This is a genomic window from Vreelandella titanicae, assembly GCF_014697095.1.
Lineage (GTDB): Bacteria > Pseudomonadota > Gammaproteobacteria > Pseudomonadales > Halomonadaceae > Vreelandella > Vreelandella titanicae.
Genome location: NZ_CP059082.1, coordinates 3,435,065 through 3,450,922, shown reverse-complemented (window position 1 = coordinate 3,450,922; position 15,858 = coordinate 3,435,065). Strand labels below are relative to the sequence as shown.

Here is a 15,858-nt window from a genome sequence, read left to right as displayed (position 1 = left end):
GCTAAGCGGGTTAAGCTGGCACACCGCTATGGAAACGAAAAGCCGTATCGGGCGTAGTAATCAGCTCCGCTTCACGCGCTACAAAAAAAGCGATCCGCTCATCAATAGAGCCCGATGTCTGCTGGCGAGCCAGTAATAGGTAGTCCTCAAAGTGACGGCCTTCTGACTTCACCAGGGTGCGATAAAACTTGGCGAGCTCTTCATCTAAATACGGAATCAAGCAAGCGAATCGTTCGCAACTACGCGCTTCGATAAGGGCGCCAATGATGAGCACATCGATTAACCGTTCGGGATCATTGCTGCGCAGGTGTCGCCTAAGGCCTTCCGCGTAGCGTGAAGCGGTCAAGTGTTGGTAGGTCACCCCACGCGCCTCCATGAGCGCAACCACTTGCTCGAAATGGAGCAACTCTTCGCGCGCCAATTGCGACATTTTGCTTAGCAGAAGTGGCTGATCGACGTAGCGATAGAGCAAACTCATGGCGGTGGAAGCGGCTTTTTTTTCACACTGAGCGTGGTCGACCAGCAGCGTTTCAGGATTCTCTAACGCCCATTGCAGCCACGCCTCAGGTGTTGCACAGGCCAAAAACTGGTGCAAACTTTCCGGCAGCAGATCATCCGCTTTCACCGCATGATCAGCCGTTTGTAAGGCATTCTTTTGTTTAGAGGGCGGAAGTGTACCGGGTTGTATCAACATAACACCATTACCGAGCTTATATCTCACTATTGTACAACATATAAGCGCGCAAGGCGCTTACAGTTCCCTGTTGAATTGCGTTCTTCATACCCTGAATCGCTTATTACTAATGTAGTTGCGCGCTTAAAAATGCTCCACACACTTTTAATCAGCTCGCTTACGTAAGTACCACAGCAGTTAGATAGCGCTAAGGTCATAAAGTGAGGACTATGGTAACGCGCTGTAACGACAATCACACCTGCACAACCTGTGGTTAGCCCGTAAATGGGGAAAAAACTTTCCTGTTTTTACGCCAATAGGCTAATAAAAAGCGTTTTTTTGATCCGTTTAAATCAAGGTATCAACATAAAGTACAAGAGTCGTCTTTGCTTGCCAGCTTAACATTGTCGACAGTTTGCCGTAGAATCGCAGCCATCCAACCACACGCTGTTTGTCAAGCGTATGTCATATGTGATCGGCTCCACTCTACACCCACTGCGCGGCCACCACCGTGCACCGTGCAGGCCATCACCATAAAGTAAATGAAACGTGAATGAGAGGGCCCCAACGTGCTTGAAGCTTACCGCCAACATGTCGAGGAACGTGCAGCTGAGGGCGTCCCGCCCAAACCCCTAAACGCCGAACAAGTAGCCTTACTGGTTGAGCTGCTGAAGACGCCACCGGCCGGTGAAGAGGAGTTTATCCTCGACTTAATCACCAACCGCGTTCCGCCGGGCGTTGACGAGGCAGCTTATGTAAAAGCAGGCTTTCTTACCGCCATTGCGAAAGGTGAAGCGAGCTCTCCGCTGATCGACAAGATTCACGCCGTCAAGCTACTGGGTACCATGCAGGGTGGCTACAACATCGTTTCAATGGTAGAGCTACTCGATAACGAGGAGCTTGCCCGAGAAGCAGGCGAGCAGCTCAAGCACACACTGCTGATGTTCGACGCCTTCCATGATGTGGAAAGCCGCGCCAAGAACGGCAACAGCGTCGCTAAAGAGGTTATTCAGTCCTGGGCAGACGCCGAGTGGTTCCTGTCTAAGCCGGCACTGGCTGAAAAAATCACCTTGAGCGTGTTTAAAGTCCCGGGCGAAACCAATACCGACGACCTGTCTCCCGCGCCGGATGCCTGGTCACGTCCGGATATTCCGCTCCATGCCAACGCCATGCTCAAAAACGAGCGCGACGGCATTGAGCCAGTGGTTCCAGGTACCACTGGCCCGCTCAAGCAGATCGAAGACGTTAAAGCCAAAGGCTTTCCCGTCGTTTATGTAGGCGACGTGGTCGGCACCGGCTCATCGCGTAAGTCAGCCACTAACTCGGTACTGTGGTTCTTCGGCGACGATATCCCCTACGCTCCTAACAAGCGCGCTGGCGGTTTCTGCTTTGGTAGTAAAATTGCGCCTATTTTCTTTAACACCATGGAAGATTCGGGCGCCTTGCCGATTGAGATGGACGTCACCAATCTGAATATGGGCGATGTCATCGATGTTTACCCCTACGCAGGTAAAGTGTGCAAGCACGATAGCGACGAGGTAATCACCACCTTCGAGCTTAAAACGCAGCTGATTCTGGATGAAGTACGCGCTGGCGGCCGTATTCCCCTGATCATTGGCCGTGGTTTGACTGGCAAGGCGCGTGAGTCACTGGGCCTGCCCACCTCTGACGTTTTCCGCCTACCTGACCAGCCTAAAGATACCAGCAAAGGCTTCACCTTAGCGCAGAAAATGGTCGGTAAAGCGTGCGGTTTAGAGGGCGTTCGTCCCGGCATGTACTGCGAGCCCAAGATGACTACCGTTGGCTCGCAAGACACCACCGGCCCGATGACCCGTGATGAGCTGAAAGACCTTGCCTGCCTGGGCTTCCAAGCCGACCTAGTCATGCAGTCGTTCTGCCACACCGCGGCTTATCCGAAGCCCGTAGATGTGGATACTCACCACACCCTGCCCGACTTCATCATGAACCGTGGCGGCGTTTCGCTGCGCCCCGGTGACGGTATCATCCACAGCTGGCTCAACCGCATGCTGCTGCCTGATACGGTGGGCACCGGCGGTGACTCGCACACCCGTTTCCCGCTCGGCATCTCATTCCCGGCGGGTTCAGGCCTGGTAGCGTTTGCCGCGGCCACCGGCGTTATGCCGCTGGATATGCCGGAGTCGGTACTGGTTCGCTTCAAGGGCAAGCGCCAGCCTGGTGTTACGCTACGCGATTTGGTTCACGCTATTCCGCTCTACGCCATCAAGCAAGGCTTGCTGACCGTTGATAAATCCAACAAGAAAAATGCCTTCTCCGGGCGTGTGTTGGAAATCGAAGGACTTGAAGATTTAACCGTTGAGCAAGCCTTCGAGCTTTCTGATGCATCCGCCGAGCGCTCCGCCGCTGGCTGTACCATTACGCTGTCTGAAGAGAGCGTTGCCGAGTACTTGAAGTCCAACATCACCCTGTTGAAGTGGATGATGGGCAACGGTTATGGCGATGAACGCACCATTAGCCGTCGTATTGAAGGCATGGAAGCGTGGCTGGCCAACCCCAGCTTGATGCGTGCCGACCAGGATGCCGAGTACACCGAAGTTATCGAAATTGATCTGGCTGAAATTAAAGAGCCGGTTCTTTGTGCACCGAATGACCCGGACGATGCGCGCCTGCTGTCTGAAGTCGCTGGCCAGACAATCGACGAAGTCTTTATCGGTTCATGCATGACCAACATCGGCCACTTCCGGGCTGCTGGCAAACTGCTTGAGAAGCAGCCTGCCGGTAGCTTAAAAACCCGGCTGTGGCTGGCACCACCGACGAAAATGGATCAGCATCAGCTGACCGAAGAGGGCTACTACGGTATTTATGGCCGTGCCGGTGCCCGTATGGAGATGCCGGGTTGTTCATTGTGTATGGGTAACCAGGCCCGCGTTGCCGCTAAGAGCACCGTGGTGTCTACGTCTACACGTAACTTCCCGAACCGTTTGGGTGACGGTGCCAATGTGTACCTCGCCTCTGCGGAACTGGCGGCCGTTGCCGCAGTAGAAGGACGCCTACCCAGCGTTGAAGAGTATCAACGCTATATGGGTGAGTTTGACGCTATGGCGGGCGAGATTTATCGTTATATGAACTTTCACGAGATTGAGGAGTATCAAAAGATAGCCTCAAACGTGATTCCGGTCGCTCAAGAAGCCTAACGCTTGTTAAGCACTTAAGATAGACCGCCCCATCGCCGATGCTCGCACCATCGCAGAAGATGTGACACGTTGCATTTTCTGAGTCGATGACCGAACGCCCCGCCACTGTTTTACAGGGCGGGGCGTTTTTTATGCTCTACCTTTCTAAACTGTCCGGTAATCCAACAGTGTTTACCCTTAGGAGCTTGTGATGACGAAGTCGATTGATATAGTGACGCCCGATCTCTGCGATGCGCATCCAGAAGTTGCGGTGCTTGACCCGTTATTTGCCAATTTTGGCGGGCTTGAAGCTTTCTATGGCCCTATTCGTACAATCAAATGCTTTGAAGATAACTCCATGGTGAAACAGGCCGTTGCCGAGCCGGGTAACGGCGCGGTGCTGGTGGTGGATGCGGGTGGTTCGCACCGCTGCGCCATGCTGGGGGATATGCTCGCCGAGCAGGCCGTCGCCAACGGCTGGGCAGGGATCGTTATGTACGGCTGCGTGCGCGATGTGGATATACTCGCCGCCCTGCCGATTGGCGTTCAGGCGCTAGGCAGCCATCCGCGCAAAAGCGAAAAACGCGGCGAAGGACAACGCGATATTGACGTCACCTTTGCTGGTGTTACTCTTCAGCCTGGACAGTGGCTGTATGCAGATAACAACGGCATTATTGTTGCCGAGCAAGAGCTGCCACTTTCCTAACAAAGACCTCCGTAGTCATTAAATTTGTCTTAAAAGAGCCTCTTGCCAGGTGTGGCGGTTACTGCCACCCTGGTGGCTCATTCTTACCGTTTAATAACGATGCAGCCTTTGACCTACCTTGGCTCTGCCTTACTACGCACGCTGCGCGATCATCTTCGCCCACTGATCGCCTACCACCTGTTTTTTACCCTGCTTGCCTCAGCCTTGCTGCTGCCAGCGATCACCTGGATGACACGCTGGCTGCTTGCCCAACTCAACCGTACAGTGGTCACCAACGATGAATTGATCGCACTACTGTTTAGCCCGCTGGGTTTGGTAGGCATGCTGGTAGGGCTTGGGTTCGCTTTTTTGATTATTTACTGGCAGCAGGCAGGCATGCTGCAGGTCGCCGTCAGGCCCCGTGACAATCACTATCGGCTGGCCCTTGAAGCACTCTGGCTAAGCACCCGTCGGCTACCTGCCCTCGCGGGTCTTGTCATACTCCAGGTAGGCACCCACTTACTACTGCTCGTGCCCTTTATGGCTGGGCTCGCGTGGCTTTACGATTTCTGGCTGAGTGGTATAGACCCCTACTATCTTCAGCGCGTGCGTCCCCCTGCACTGTGGTATTTCATGGCGTGCGCGCTGCCACTGATTATTGCCTGGGTATGGGTAGCGTCATGGCTCTACCTGCGCTGGCTATTGGCGCTCCCCCTCGTTGCGTTGGAAAGCTGTAACCCCTGGCAGGCACTTAAACGAAGCGTTAGCTTAACCCGCGGCTGGCGCCGCTCCATTGGCGCTGCGGTACTTCTGCTATTGGTCGTGATCGTTAGCCTGCCGCTACTGGTGACACTGCTCTTTGACCGCCTATTCACGCCACTTCTGTGGTGGCTGCCTGAGCATAATGCCGTGCTCATCCCAGCCATGCTGGCCTACTTACTCGGCTATGTGCTGATCACCCTGGCCATTACCTTCATCGGTATTGCCACCAATGCGCTGCTTTCCGCCTGCCTCTATATGCAGCTGGCCCACAGAGAAGCTCGACCCGCACCGCCACCTGAGGATTTTAATGCAGGCAAACTGGCCTGGGCGGTAGAGCTTAGCGTACTCATTTTTGCCGGCCTTCAAGCATGGTGGATACTCAATAGCTTTGAGATACATGACAACGTCGCGGTGATTGCCCACCGTGGAAGCTCCATGGTGGCCCCCGAAAATACCCTTGCCGCGCTGGAGCAGTCACTACTTGATGGCGCCGACTATATCGAAATAGACGTACGCTTGAGCCGTGACCAACAGGTTATGCTTTACCACGATCGCAGCATGGCGCGGCTAACCGGCGATCCTCGTGAGTTTGGCGAGCTAACCAGAGAAGAACTCAGCCAATTCGATGTAGGAAGCTGGTTTGGTGATGCTTATCAAGGTGAGAACATTCCAGGCTTGGATGAAGCGCTGCAAAGAGTGCGCGGAAAAGCCGGACTAATGATCGACATCAAGCCTCTGCCGGGGCAAGAACAGGCGCTAGCCGATGCCGTTATCGAGACTTTGAATGCAGAGAGTGACGTGCGCTATCGCTGCTGGGCAACCCAACAAAGCGCTTTTGACGGCTATACAGCGTGCGGTTTTCCCAATGCGCTAATGGATATGCGCATGGCTACCATGTCCCCATCATTACTTAAACATATCAAAGCCCAAGCACCTGAATTGCGCGTTACCTTACTGGCCCAGCTTATACTGCCCGGCACGCTAAACCGGCGTGACTTTGATGCCCTTGGGCTACGCCATAACCGCATCACGGAAGGGGAAGTTCGCTTAGCGCGACTATATGGTTACGAAATACACGCCTGGACCGTCAATGACCGAGCTCGTATGTCAACGCTGATTGATCTGGGGGTCGATGCGATTATCACCGACTACCCAGATCGTTTAAACGAACTTATTCAAGTCCGCCGCGAATTAAGCGACGGTGCACTAATGCTAGTGAAGCTGCGCAACTGGCTTCGCCAATAGAGGTTGGACTAATCGCCCATTACCACCCCTTCGCGCCGAGGGTCAGCACCACCAAACAGAGTGCCATCTTCAAGGCGCATAATGGCCTGAAGGCCGCTGGTTAGCTCCCGCTCGCTGACCGTATGACCACGCTCACGCAGTGATTCTATGGTTGCCTCAGGAAAACGCCCCTCTTCCACATAGACATCCCCACCCAAAGTAATAGCATGGGGAAGGTTGAGCGCCTCTTGAGCGCTTAACCCCCAGTCGCGCAGTGCGACTAATGTACGGGCGGTGTAATGAATAATGGCGGCGCCACCTGGGGAGCCCAAGCTGGCTACCAGCTCGCCGGTTTCTTGATCAAATACCAGGGTCGGGCTCATGCTGGAGCGGGGACGCTTGCCGGGCTCTACCCGGTTCGCTACGGGCTCGCCATCCACTTCAGGGGTAAATGAAAAATCGGTGAGCTCGTTATTGAGCAGGAAACCACCCGCTAGCCCCGTGCCACCGTCGGACATAATTCGCGAGCCAAACGCCTGCTCGATGGTGGTGGTCATAGCCACCGCGGTGCCCTCCTCATCGACAATACTGATATGGCTAGTACCGTACTCGGGCTGTTCGGGCTGGCTAGCCCAGCTCACGTCAAGCTCCCCAGGGTTACCCGGTTCAGCGCTGTCGCCCATGCTCATCTCTTCGATAAGTGCACTGCGCTGCTCCAAGTATTCCGGGGCTAGCATCAATGACCAATCGCCTCCCGGCGCCTCGACAAAGTCAGGATCGGCGATGTAACGGCCACGATCCGCAAAGGCCAGGCGTGAGGCTTCCAAGAATTGATGCAGCCACCCACTGCTTGCAGCACCACTGTCTAACGGGGCTTCAAGCAGTGGCTGCTGATCAAGCATGCCTAAAATCTGCATCACGGTCAGATGACCCGATGAGGGTGGCGGGAAACCACATACTTCCCACTGTTGCCAAGGCGTACACAGCGGTTCTCGGTTAAGCGCCTGGTAGCCACTCATATCCTCAAGCGTCAAACTGCCTGGACGCTCAGGGTGGTTCTGAACGCGCTCAACGATGTCTTGTGCCACGGCTCCTTCGTACAAGGCGACGCTGCCTTGCTCAGCGACGCGGCGAAGAACGGCTGCCAACGCTGGGTTTTTGAGCGTTTCACCAACGGCGATAGGCTCACCGTCTGAATCATAATAAAACTGGCTCGCTACCAGGTCTTGGCGCAGAAACTCATCACCAGCCAAGCTGGTATGCAACCGATTGCTAACCTCAAAGCCCTCCTCGGCCAGGGTGATTGCCGGGATAAACAGCTCTTCCCAGGCCAGCTCACCGTGCTCAGCGTGGGCTTTCTCAAGCATACGCAGCGTGCCTGGCACTCCCACTGAGAGGCCGCTAACCACTGCTTCATTAAACGCCAGCGGCTCGCCATCCTGCATAAACAGCTCACCGTTAACGCCTTGGGGCGCGGTTTCACGACCATCGTAGGCACGCACTTCATCACCATCGAAGTACATCAAAAAAGCACCACCACCAATACCACTGGACTGAGGCTCAACCAGGTTCAACACCATCTGCACCGCAATGGCCGCATCAATGGCGTTACCACCGGCTTTAAGTACTTGGTAACCGGCATCGGTGGCGAGCGGGTTAGCTGCTGCCACCGCAAATGACTCGGCTTCCCAGCCGGGCTTCTCTTCATAGCCCGATTCGCTTTCAGGGGAAATGGAGGGTGTCTCATAGCTAAACCCCCAACTATACAATGGCGCTACCAGCAGAACAGGTAGCGCATACTTAACCGATTTTGGTGACATCTCAGCGCTCTCCATGACAAGTTAAAAAACCACTCCAAAAGAGTAGCCTATTAAAACATCAACGCCCGGCACAATGGCCGGGCGTAAAGTAAAAACTAGGGTAGGCTCGATTAGTCGATTTTTTGCCCTGCCAGCATAAACCAGGTTTCCAGCACCGCATCGGGGTTGAGTGATACAGAATCGATACCCTGCTCCATCAACCATTTAGCCAAGTCAGGATGGTCTGACGGCCCCTGTCCGCAGATACCAACATATTTGCCCTTCGCCTTACAGGCTTGAATGGCCATGGCCAGGAGCTTTTTAACCGCCCCATTACGCTCGTCAAACAGATGCGCCACGATGCCGGAATCACGATCCAAACCTAACGTTAGCTGGGTCAGGTCGTTTGAACCAATGGAGAAACCATCAAAATACTCAAGGAACTCATCGGCCAGCAGTGCGTTGGCGGGCAGCTCGCACATCATAATCACTTTAAGCCCTGTGGGGCCGCCACGTTCGAGGCCATTAGCCGCCAACAGCTCTACCACCTCACGTGCTTCGTCGGTGGTACGCACAAAGGGCACCATGATTTCGATATTCTCGAAGCCCATCTCTTCACGCACCCGCTTGAGCGCTCGGCACTCGAGTTCAAAGCAGGGCCTGAACGCCTCTGAAATGTAGCGCGATGCCCCCCGGAAACCGAGCATGGGGTTCTCTTCCCCCGGCTCATAGAGTTTGCCGCCAATCAGGTTTTCGTATTCGTTGGATTTAAAGTCGGACAGCCGCACGATGACGCGCTGGGGATGAAACGCTGCCGCTAGCGTGGAGATACCTTCAACCAGTTTATCGACATAGAAGCTGACCGGGTCGGTGTAACCTGCAGTACGTAAATCGATCACCTGCTGTAAATCAACCGGCAGCGTGTCGTACTCCAACAGCGCTTTAGGGTGGACGCCGATCATGCGGTTAATGATAAATTCCAAACGCGCTAAACCCACGCCTGCGTGAGGCAGACTGGCAAACCCAAAGGCGCGGTCAGGGTTGCCCACATTCATCATAATTTTAAAGGGGATTTCCGGCATCGCATCGACGCTGGAGACTTTGCAATCAAACTCCAACAGCCCTTCATACACATTGCCGGTGTCGCCTTCCGCACAAGAAACCGTGACGTCGATACCCTCTTTTAACTGGGTAGTCGCATCACCACAGCCAACGACAGCGGGAATACCCAACTCACGGGCGATAATCGCCGCATGACAGGTACGCCCACCGCGATTGGTGACGATCGCGGAAGCACGTTTCATGATCGGCTCCCAATCCGGGTCGGTCATATCGGTGACCAGGATATCGCCATCATGGATCTTATCCATGTCATCAGGGCTGAGCACGACTTTGACGGTACCCCGGCCAATACGTTGACCAATCGCTCGGCCGGTTATTAACGTACGACCCTTTTCACGCAGCTGGAAGCGCTCGAGTTTACCGCCCTCCTGCTGAGAGATCACCGTTTCAGGACGCGCCTGGACGATGTAAAGCCGACCATCATCGCCATCCAACGCCCACTCAATATCCATGGGCCGCTGGTAGTGCTGCTCGATAGTCATCGCCTGTCGGGCCAGATCCATCACTTGCTGATCGTTGATACAGAAGCGGCCGCGGTCGGCATGGGGCACATCGACGGTCTCAACCGATTTACCGGCGCTGGCATCCTGCCCATAAACCATCTTGATCAGCTTGGAACCTAAATTACGGCGCAGCACCGCCGGGCGGCCCGCCGCCAGGGTCGGCTTGTGCACGTAGAACTCGTCGGGATTGACTGCACCCTGCACCACGGTTTCGCCCAAGCCCCAGGAGCCAGTGACAAAAACGGCGTCTTTAAAGCCGGATTCGGTGTCCAGGGTAAACATAACGCCTGCCGCACCGGTCTCTGAACGCACCATTTTCTGAACGCCCGCCGACAAGGCAACATTTTCGTGGGCGTAGCCACGGTGCACTCGGTAGGAGATCGCACGATCGTTAAACAGCGAGGCAAAAACCTCGTGCACTGCACGCTTGATATTGTCGAAGCCTTCGATATTCAGGAAGGTTTCCTGTTGGCCTGCAAAGGAAGCGTCGGGTAGATCTTCCGCGGTGGCTGAGCTGCGCACGGCTACTTTCAGTTGCGGGTGCTGTTGCTGCAGCTGGCCGTAGGCATCGCGCAGGGCCGATTCAAAGGTAGGAGGTAGCGGCGTATCGATGATCCATTGGCGTATATTGCGGCCCGCCTCAGCCAGCGCTTTAACGTCATCGACGTCCAGACGGGCCAGGGTGGCATTAATGCGCTCGTTTAATCCTTCGTGGGAGAGAAATTCACGATAAGCGTGGGCGGTGGTGGCAAAACCGCCAGGAACCGTCACGCCAGCACCGGACAGGTTAGAAATCATTTCACCCAGCGAGGCGTTTTTACCACCTACGCGTTCGACGTCCGCCATGCCCAGCTGATCGAACCACAGAATGTACTCTTCCACGTAACCCCCTCGCTCATAGATATCTGCATGACCTTGACGATCATGGATAATTGATTGAGACACCCTAGCACCACGCCAATATATTCGCCATTGGTCTAATAGCGAAGAGAGTGGAGGATTTTTACAACAGCAGGGCTTTTTGGGCTATTTATGTAGTCAGATACATTTGAGCCCGCCAAAACGCCCAATGATGACACGTTGTGCTGACAAACAGCTCGGCTCACAATAGCCGTATCACTCACCCGTGGACTTAGTTATGAAACGTACGGCTTTTTTTATTTCAGATGGTACCGGCATCACGGCGGAAAGTTTAGGACGTAGCTTGCTGGCCCAGTTCAGCGATGTTGAGATCGATATGCAGACCAAGCCCTATATCGATACGTTGGAAAAAGCGCAGGCGTTAGCAGCGATTATTGAGTCGACAGCCAACCGGGATGGTCATCGCCCCATTATCATTGACACCATTGTGGATCAACAAATACGCGACGTTATTCGTAAGGCGTCCGGCTTTAAGGTCGATATTTTTTCCACCTTTCTGGAGCCCTTAGAGCAAGAACTAGAGACCCACTCCTCCTACAGCGTTGGGCGCACTCACTCGATAGGCAGCGATGATGTCTACATGGATCGTATCCACTCCGTCCACTTCGCGCTGGATAATGATGACGGTGCACGCACCCACCAATACGATAAAGCGGATATCATCCTGGTTGGCGTCTCGCGCTGCGGCAAAACACCTACTTCGCTTTATCTGGCGCTGCAGTTTGGCATTCGGGCGGCTAACTACCCGCTGACGGAAGACGATTTAGACGAAGATGGCATGCTGAAGCTACCCAAGGCGCTCGTGCCCCATCGGCAAAAGCTGTTTGGGTTAACCATCGATGCGCGACGCTTGTCGGCAATTCGCAACGAGAGACGCCCCAATAGCCGCTATAGCTCGATGGATCAGTGCCTACAAGAAGTGGAACAGGCCGAGTCGCTCTACCGCACCATGCACATTCCCTTCATCGATGCGACGCGCTTCTCGGTGGAGGAGATTTCAACGCGGATGATTGCTGAAACCGGCTTAGCGAGGCGTTTCTCGCCCCGCTAATGTAAAAACTACTACAAAAACTACGCAAGCCCCCAGTGGATTACATGCCTTTGGGGGCAAAAATTCCCGGCGCGTTGCGCCAGTAGCCTTTGTAATCCATACCAAAGCCAAACACATAGCGGTCGGCAACTTCCAGGCTGCAGTAGTCGGCTTTCAACCCAGGCACTGCTTTGCGGTTGTGCTGTTTATCGACCAACACCGCGGTGGTAACGCTGGCGGCCTGGGCCTCTTCGCAGTAAGCCAAAATGGCCGCCAGGGTCGCCCCCTCATCCAGGATATCGTCAACAATCACTACGTGACGGCCCGCCATGGGCACTTCAGGGGAAACGCGCCAAAAAAGCTCACCGCCGCGCAGCTCGTTGCGGTAGCGAGTGGCATGCAAATAATCTACTTCCAACGGAAAGCCCAAGCGGGTAAGCAGATGACCGGTGGTAATCAAGCCACCATTCATTACGCAGTAAAAAACCGGCAGTTTATCGCCTAAATCCCGAGTAATCTCTTCCGCCATACGATCCAGCGCCCGCTCTACCTCTTGCTGAGAAATTAGGCAGTCGGCGTTATCCATCAGCTCACGCATCGAGTCCAGCGACTCTAATGCTTCTTTATCCAACTTTGACATCTACCAACTCCACGGCGGGTTAAAACTTCATTTATTTAAGTAAGAGATTTATTCAGCGCTGGGCTTACTCTGCTTCCGCACTGGGCTTACTCGGCTTCCGCGCTGAACTGGGGCTTATCCGCTAGCGCTTCCAGCTTAGCGTGGGTACGACGCCAACGGCCCAATGCACTCAGCGCATCTAGGTCTGGGCGCGCACGGCTATAGCGCAACTTAGCGGGGCGCTTAGAATTGATTCCGTGGCATGCCTCCATCACTTCAAGCGCGGAGGCTCGGTCATTACATACCAGCAGCATATCGCAGCCTGCTGCCAGCGCTGCCTGGGCACGCGCTTTGGGGTCTCCCGCCTCGTGGGCGCCGGCCATACTCAGGTCATCTGAAAAAATGCAGCCTTTGAAGCCTAGCGATTCCCGCAGCATGCCCAACCAGTTGGGTGAAAAGCCTGCTGGGCGCGTATCAAAAGCACTATAAATAACGTGTGCAGGCATAATCCCATCTAACTGTGAAGCTAACTGGGTAAAGGGCACAAGATCGTGCTGTTTCATCACTTCTAGCGGGCGATCGTCTATCGGCAATGCAACGTGTGAGTCCGCCGCGACACCACCGTGGCCGGGAAAGTGCTTACCCACAGCGGCCATACCGGCATCGTGAAGCCCCTGAATAAATGCATTGCCCAGCTGGGCTACGTGCTGTGGGTCACTGCTGAAACTACGATCACCAATAACGCTGGATAGACCGCTCTCCACATCAAGTACCGGGGCGAAGCTCAGATCCAGACCGCAGGCAGCCATCTCCATCCCTAACAACCAGCCGGCATCTTTAGCTAACGCCAGCCCCTCTCCCTGGGCAGCGCGGTAACACTCGCCGATACGCGCCATGGCAGGCAGGCGTGTTAACCCCTCTTTTATGCGCTGAACGCGACCGCCTTCTTGATCCACGGCAAGCAGTAAATCAGCACGCACACGGCGAATATCGCTGCAGAGCTTGCGAACCTGATAGCCATTTTCAACGTTGCGGGCAAACAAAATTACGCCCCCTACCGTCGGTTCTAGCAGCAAGCGTTTTTCTGCAGCCGTCAATTTTGGGCCTTCAAGGTCAAGCATGACCGGGCCTAACGGTTGAGTCATCGTGATAGGTCCATGAAAAGGGGCGATGATTCTAGACGATCGTCTAGCGGTGTCAAAATCTGATCAATCAAAGGACTGGCGGCCACCGTGCAACCAAACAGGGGTACCCGGCAACGCTAACGAAAAGATATAGAGCAGATCAGGATTGCGTAAACGAATACAGCCGTGGGACGCAGCAACGCCCATGGGCTCGTCAGGCGGCGTCCCGTGCAGGTAAATATAGCGCCGTTGCGAGTCCACCTGACCACCGCGGTTCACGCCCTTTTCCAAGCCACACAGCCACAGTATGCGGGTCAGAATCCAGTCACGCTCTGGATGCTCTTCGGCGAGTTCGGGCGAAAATGTCTCGCCCGTCCAGCGGCGACCTCGAAACACCGCATTTTCGGGCATATCACCGCCAATGGCCGCGCGCACATAGTGCCACCCGCGAGGGGTTTTACCACTGCCGTTGCGCTCCCCGCTTCCGGCAGCACCGGATGAAATAGAACACTCATGGAGCACTTTTGGCCCTCGCCAACAGCGCAGCAACTGTTCGGTAGTATCGATCTCCAGCCAGATATGTTCCGTTGGAGGTAGCTCAGCTAGCGTAGGAGTTCGCATGTTTTCCTTCTTCTGGCTTGGCACCGTCAAGGGCTATGGGTAACGGCGCATTCATAGCAGCCACCACTACCGGGAGCAATCGCCTGACCAAATCACGCACAGAGACCTGCTCGTGGTAATCCTTCTCCGCGATATCGCGTAGCGCATCGAGGCCAGACAGGGTAAAGATTACCGTGCCGAGCACAAAGTGTAGCCGCCAAAAACGCTCGGCGTCAGGCAGATCCGGCGTTGCTTTGCGCACAAGCTCGGTGAAGCGTGTAAACACATCGCCATACTCTTCCTGGATATAACGTCTTAGATGTCCCTGTGCTTGACTGTAGGCAAGACCCAGCAGGCGCATAAACACTTTCAAACTATTGCGCTCGGCGGGCACCGCGAGAACGGTAGTTGCCATGGTCTCGAGCAGTGTTTCCAGCGGGATAACGCGCCCGGCGTGTTGGCCCTCGAGCTCATCTAGAGCAGTATGAAAGCGCTGACTAAACGGATCCAGGTAGCGGGCAAAAACGGCCTGAATCAAGGCTTTTTTGGAACCAAAATGGTAATTAACAGCGGCTAAGTTAACCCGCGCTTTGCTAGTGATGTTGCGCAGCGAAGTTTCAGCAAAACCCCGCTCTGCAAACAGCACCTCGGCGGTGTCGAGTATACGGGTCACCGTATCAGATTGAGCCATGTCGCTCTCCAGGGAAACAGGTGTTTAAAACATAGCAAAATACTATGCCATAACGTAGGCGGGCTCAACGCTTGATTTATTGACAAAATGTGACGTATTAAATAAGCAGAAACTTAGTTTCAAACGATTAGAAAAATTGCATAGACATCGGCAATAGGCACTGACAAGCCATATACTGGACAGAGGAACATACTGTATACTTAAACACTTATTGATTAAGTCGACATTTAACTTGTTACTGTCTATTCACTATTTATGGAGTCTGGTATGTCGCGTCCGCTAACCGCTCGCCAACAGCACGTGTTTGATTTTATCGTTAAGACCATGGGCGAATTTGGCTACCCTCCTACCCGCGCCGAGATTGCCAAAGCACTTGGCTTCCGCTCACCCAATGCGGCTGAAGAGCACCTGCGCGCGCTGGAACGCAAAGGTGTTATTCGCATTATCCGCAACACCTCTCGCGGCATCCGCCTGCCCAACCAGGAACCTCAAGAAGTCCTGGATAGCGCAGTCACCGCCTTACCCACAACCAACGTGGAAGCCCCACCCACTGGCCTGCCTGTGATCGGGGAAGTAGCTGCCGGCAGCCCCATTTTGGCCGCCGAACATATTGATCGCTACTGCCCGCTACCGGCCGAGTACTTCACTCCCAAAGCTGACTATCTGCTGCGCGTACGCGGCCTTTCCATGAAGGATATTGGCATTTTGGAAGGTGATTTACTGGCGGTTCATCGCACTGACCGGGTTCGCGATGGCCAGATCGTGGTTGCCCGCCTGGACGATGAAGTAACGGTTAAACGCTTCAAACGCCAGGGGCACCAAGTGACGCTGTTTGCAGAGAACCCTGATTTTGCGCCCATTGAAATCGACCTGCGCTCTCAAGCGCTCGATATTGAAGGCGTTGGAGTCGGCGTAATTCGTGGTGGCAACGGCCAGGCACTCGGCTAATAAAT

The 15,858-nt window shown here is 54.6% G+C and carries 12 protein-coding genes; 5 read left to right on the top strand and 7 right to left on the bottom strand.

All coding sequences use genetic code 11. The features are described 5' to 3' along the window. Positions 1-10 precede the first annotated feature (10 nt). Positions 11-694 carry a MiaE family protein gene (locus HZS52_RS15910; RefSeq protein ID WP_022523261.1) on the bottom strand — a complete coding sequence of 228 codons (684 nt, stop codon included), beginning with the start codon at positions 692-694 and terminating at the stop codon, positions 11-13. 548 nt (positions 695-1,242) lie between these two features. Between HZS52_RS15910 and acnB the strand changes: the two genes are divergently transcribed. The 3 genes from acnB to HZS52_RS15895 all read left to right on the top strand — a co-directional run bounded on the left by acnB (position 1,243) and on the right by HZS52_RS15895 (position 6,517). Beyond that, complete coding sequence (gene acnB / locus HZS52_RS15905; RefSeq protein WP_190373148.1) at positions 1,243-3,846, top strand: bifunctional aconitate hydratase 2/2-methylisocitrate dehydratase; 2,604 nt, start codon at positions 1,243-1,245, stop codon at positions 3,844-3,846. A gap of 190 nt (positions 3,847-4,036) precedes the next feature. Then, complete coding sequence (rraA, locus tag HZS52_RS15900) at positions 4,037-4,531, top strand: ribonuclease E activity regulator RraA (protein ID WP_022523259.1); 495 nt, start codon at positions 4,037-4,039, stop codon at positions 4,529-4,531. Positions 4,532-4,573: 42 nt separating this feature from the next. Next, entirely contained in the window at positions 4,574-6,517 is a 1,944-nt protein-coding gene (locus HZS52_RS15895; RefSeq protein ID WP_190373147.1) for a glycerophosphodiester phosphodiesterase family protein, read from the top strand. Positions 6,518-6,525: 8 nt separating this feature from the next. Here the strand turns inward: HZS52_RS15895 and ggt are convergent, their stop codons facing one another. Both ggt and ppsA read right to left on the bottom strand, forming a co-directional pair. Continuing rightward, positions 6,526-8,316: a gamma-glutamyltransferase gene (gene ggt / locus HZS52_RS15890; RefSeq protein ID WP_190373146.1), complete on the bottom strand. Its 1,791-nt coding sequence runs from the start codon at positions 8,314-8,316 to the stop codon at positions 6,526-6,528. Between the two features lie 110 nt (positions 8,317-8,426). Further along, positions 8,427-10,802, bottom strand: coding sequence for a phosphoenolpyruvate synthase (gene ppsA / locus HZS52_RS15885; RefSeq protein WP_190374929.1), 2,376 nt, complete (start codon positions 10,800-10,802; stop codon positions 8,427-8,429). A gap of 256 nt (positions 10,803-11,058) precedes the next feature. On the opposite strand from ppsA, the gene ppsR reads away from it, so the two are divergent. Then, positions 11,059-11,892, top strand: a complete 834-nt coding sequence (ppsR, locus tag HZS52_RS15880; RefSeq protein WP_022523255.1) for a posphoenolpyruvate synthetase regulatory kinase/phosphorylase PpsR — start codon at positions 11,059-11,061, stop codon at positions 11,890-11,892. 40 nt (positions 11,893-11,932) lie between these two features. Here the strand turns inward: ppsR and HZS52_RS15875 are convergent, their stop codons facing one another. The 4 genes from HZS52_RS15875 to HZS52_RS15860 all read right to left on the bottom strand — a co-directional run bounded on the left by HZS52_RS15875 (position 11,933) and on the right by HZS52_RS15860 (position 14,905). After that, positions 11,933-12,511 (bottom strand): hypoxanthine-guanine phosphoribosyltransferase, encoded by a 579-nt coding sequence (locus tag HZS52_RS15875; protein ID WP_009286922.1) that lies wholly within the window; start codon positions 12,509-12,511, stop codon positions 11,933-11,935. 86 nt (positions 12,512-12,597) lie between these two features. Beyond that, entirely contained in the window at positions 12,598-13,635 is a 1,038-nt protein-coding gene (gene nagZ / locus HZS52_RS15870) for a beta-N-acetylhexosaminidase (RefSeq protein ID WP_022523254.1), read from the bottom strand. A 63-nt stretch (positions 13,636-13,698) separates the two neighbouring features. After that, positions 13,699-14,235, bottom strand: a complete 537-nt coding sequence (locus HZS52_RS15865; protein ID WP_027957457.1) for a L,D-transpeptidase — start codon at positions 14,233-14,235, stop codon at positions 13,699-13,701. Next, positions 14,213-14,905, bottom strand: coding sequence for a TetR/AcrR family transcriptional regulator (locus HZS52_RS15860; protein ID WP_022523252.1), 693 nt, complete (start codon positions 14,903-14,905; stop codon positions 14,213-14,215). Before HZS52_RS15860 ends, HZS52_RS15865 begins: the two co-directional genes overlap by 23 nt. A gap of 267 nt (positions 14,906-15,172) precedes the next feature. On the opposite strand from HZS52_RS15860, the gene lexA reads away from it, so the two are divergent. Further along, positions 15,173-15,853 carry a transcriptional repressor LexA gene (gene lexA, locus HZS52_RS15855; RefSeq protein WP_022523251.1) on the top strand — a complete coding sequence of 227 codons (681 nt, stop codon included), beginning with the start codon at positions 15,173-15,175 and terminating at the stop codon, positions 15,851-15,853. Positions 15,854-15,858 lie beyond the last annotated feature (5 nt).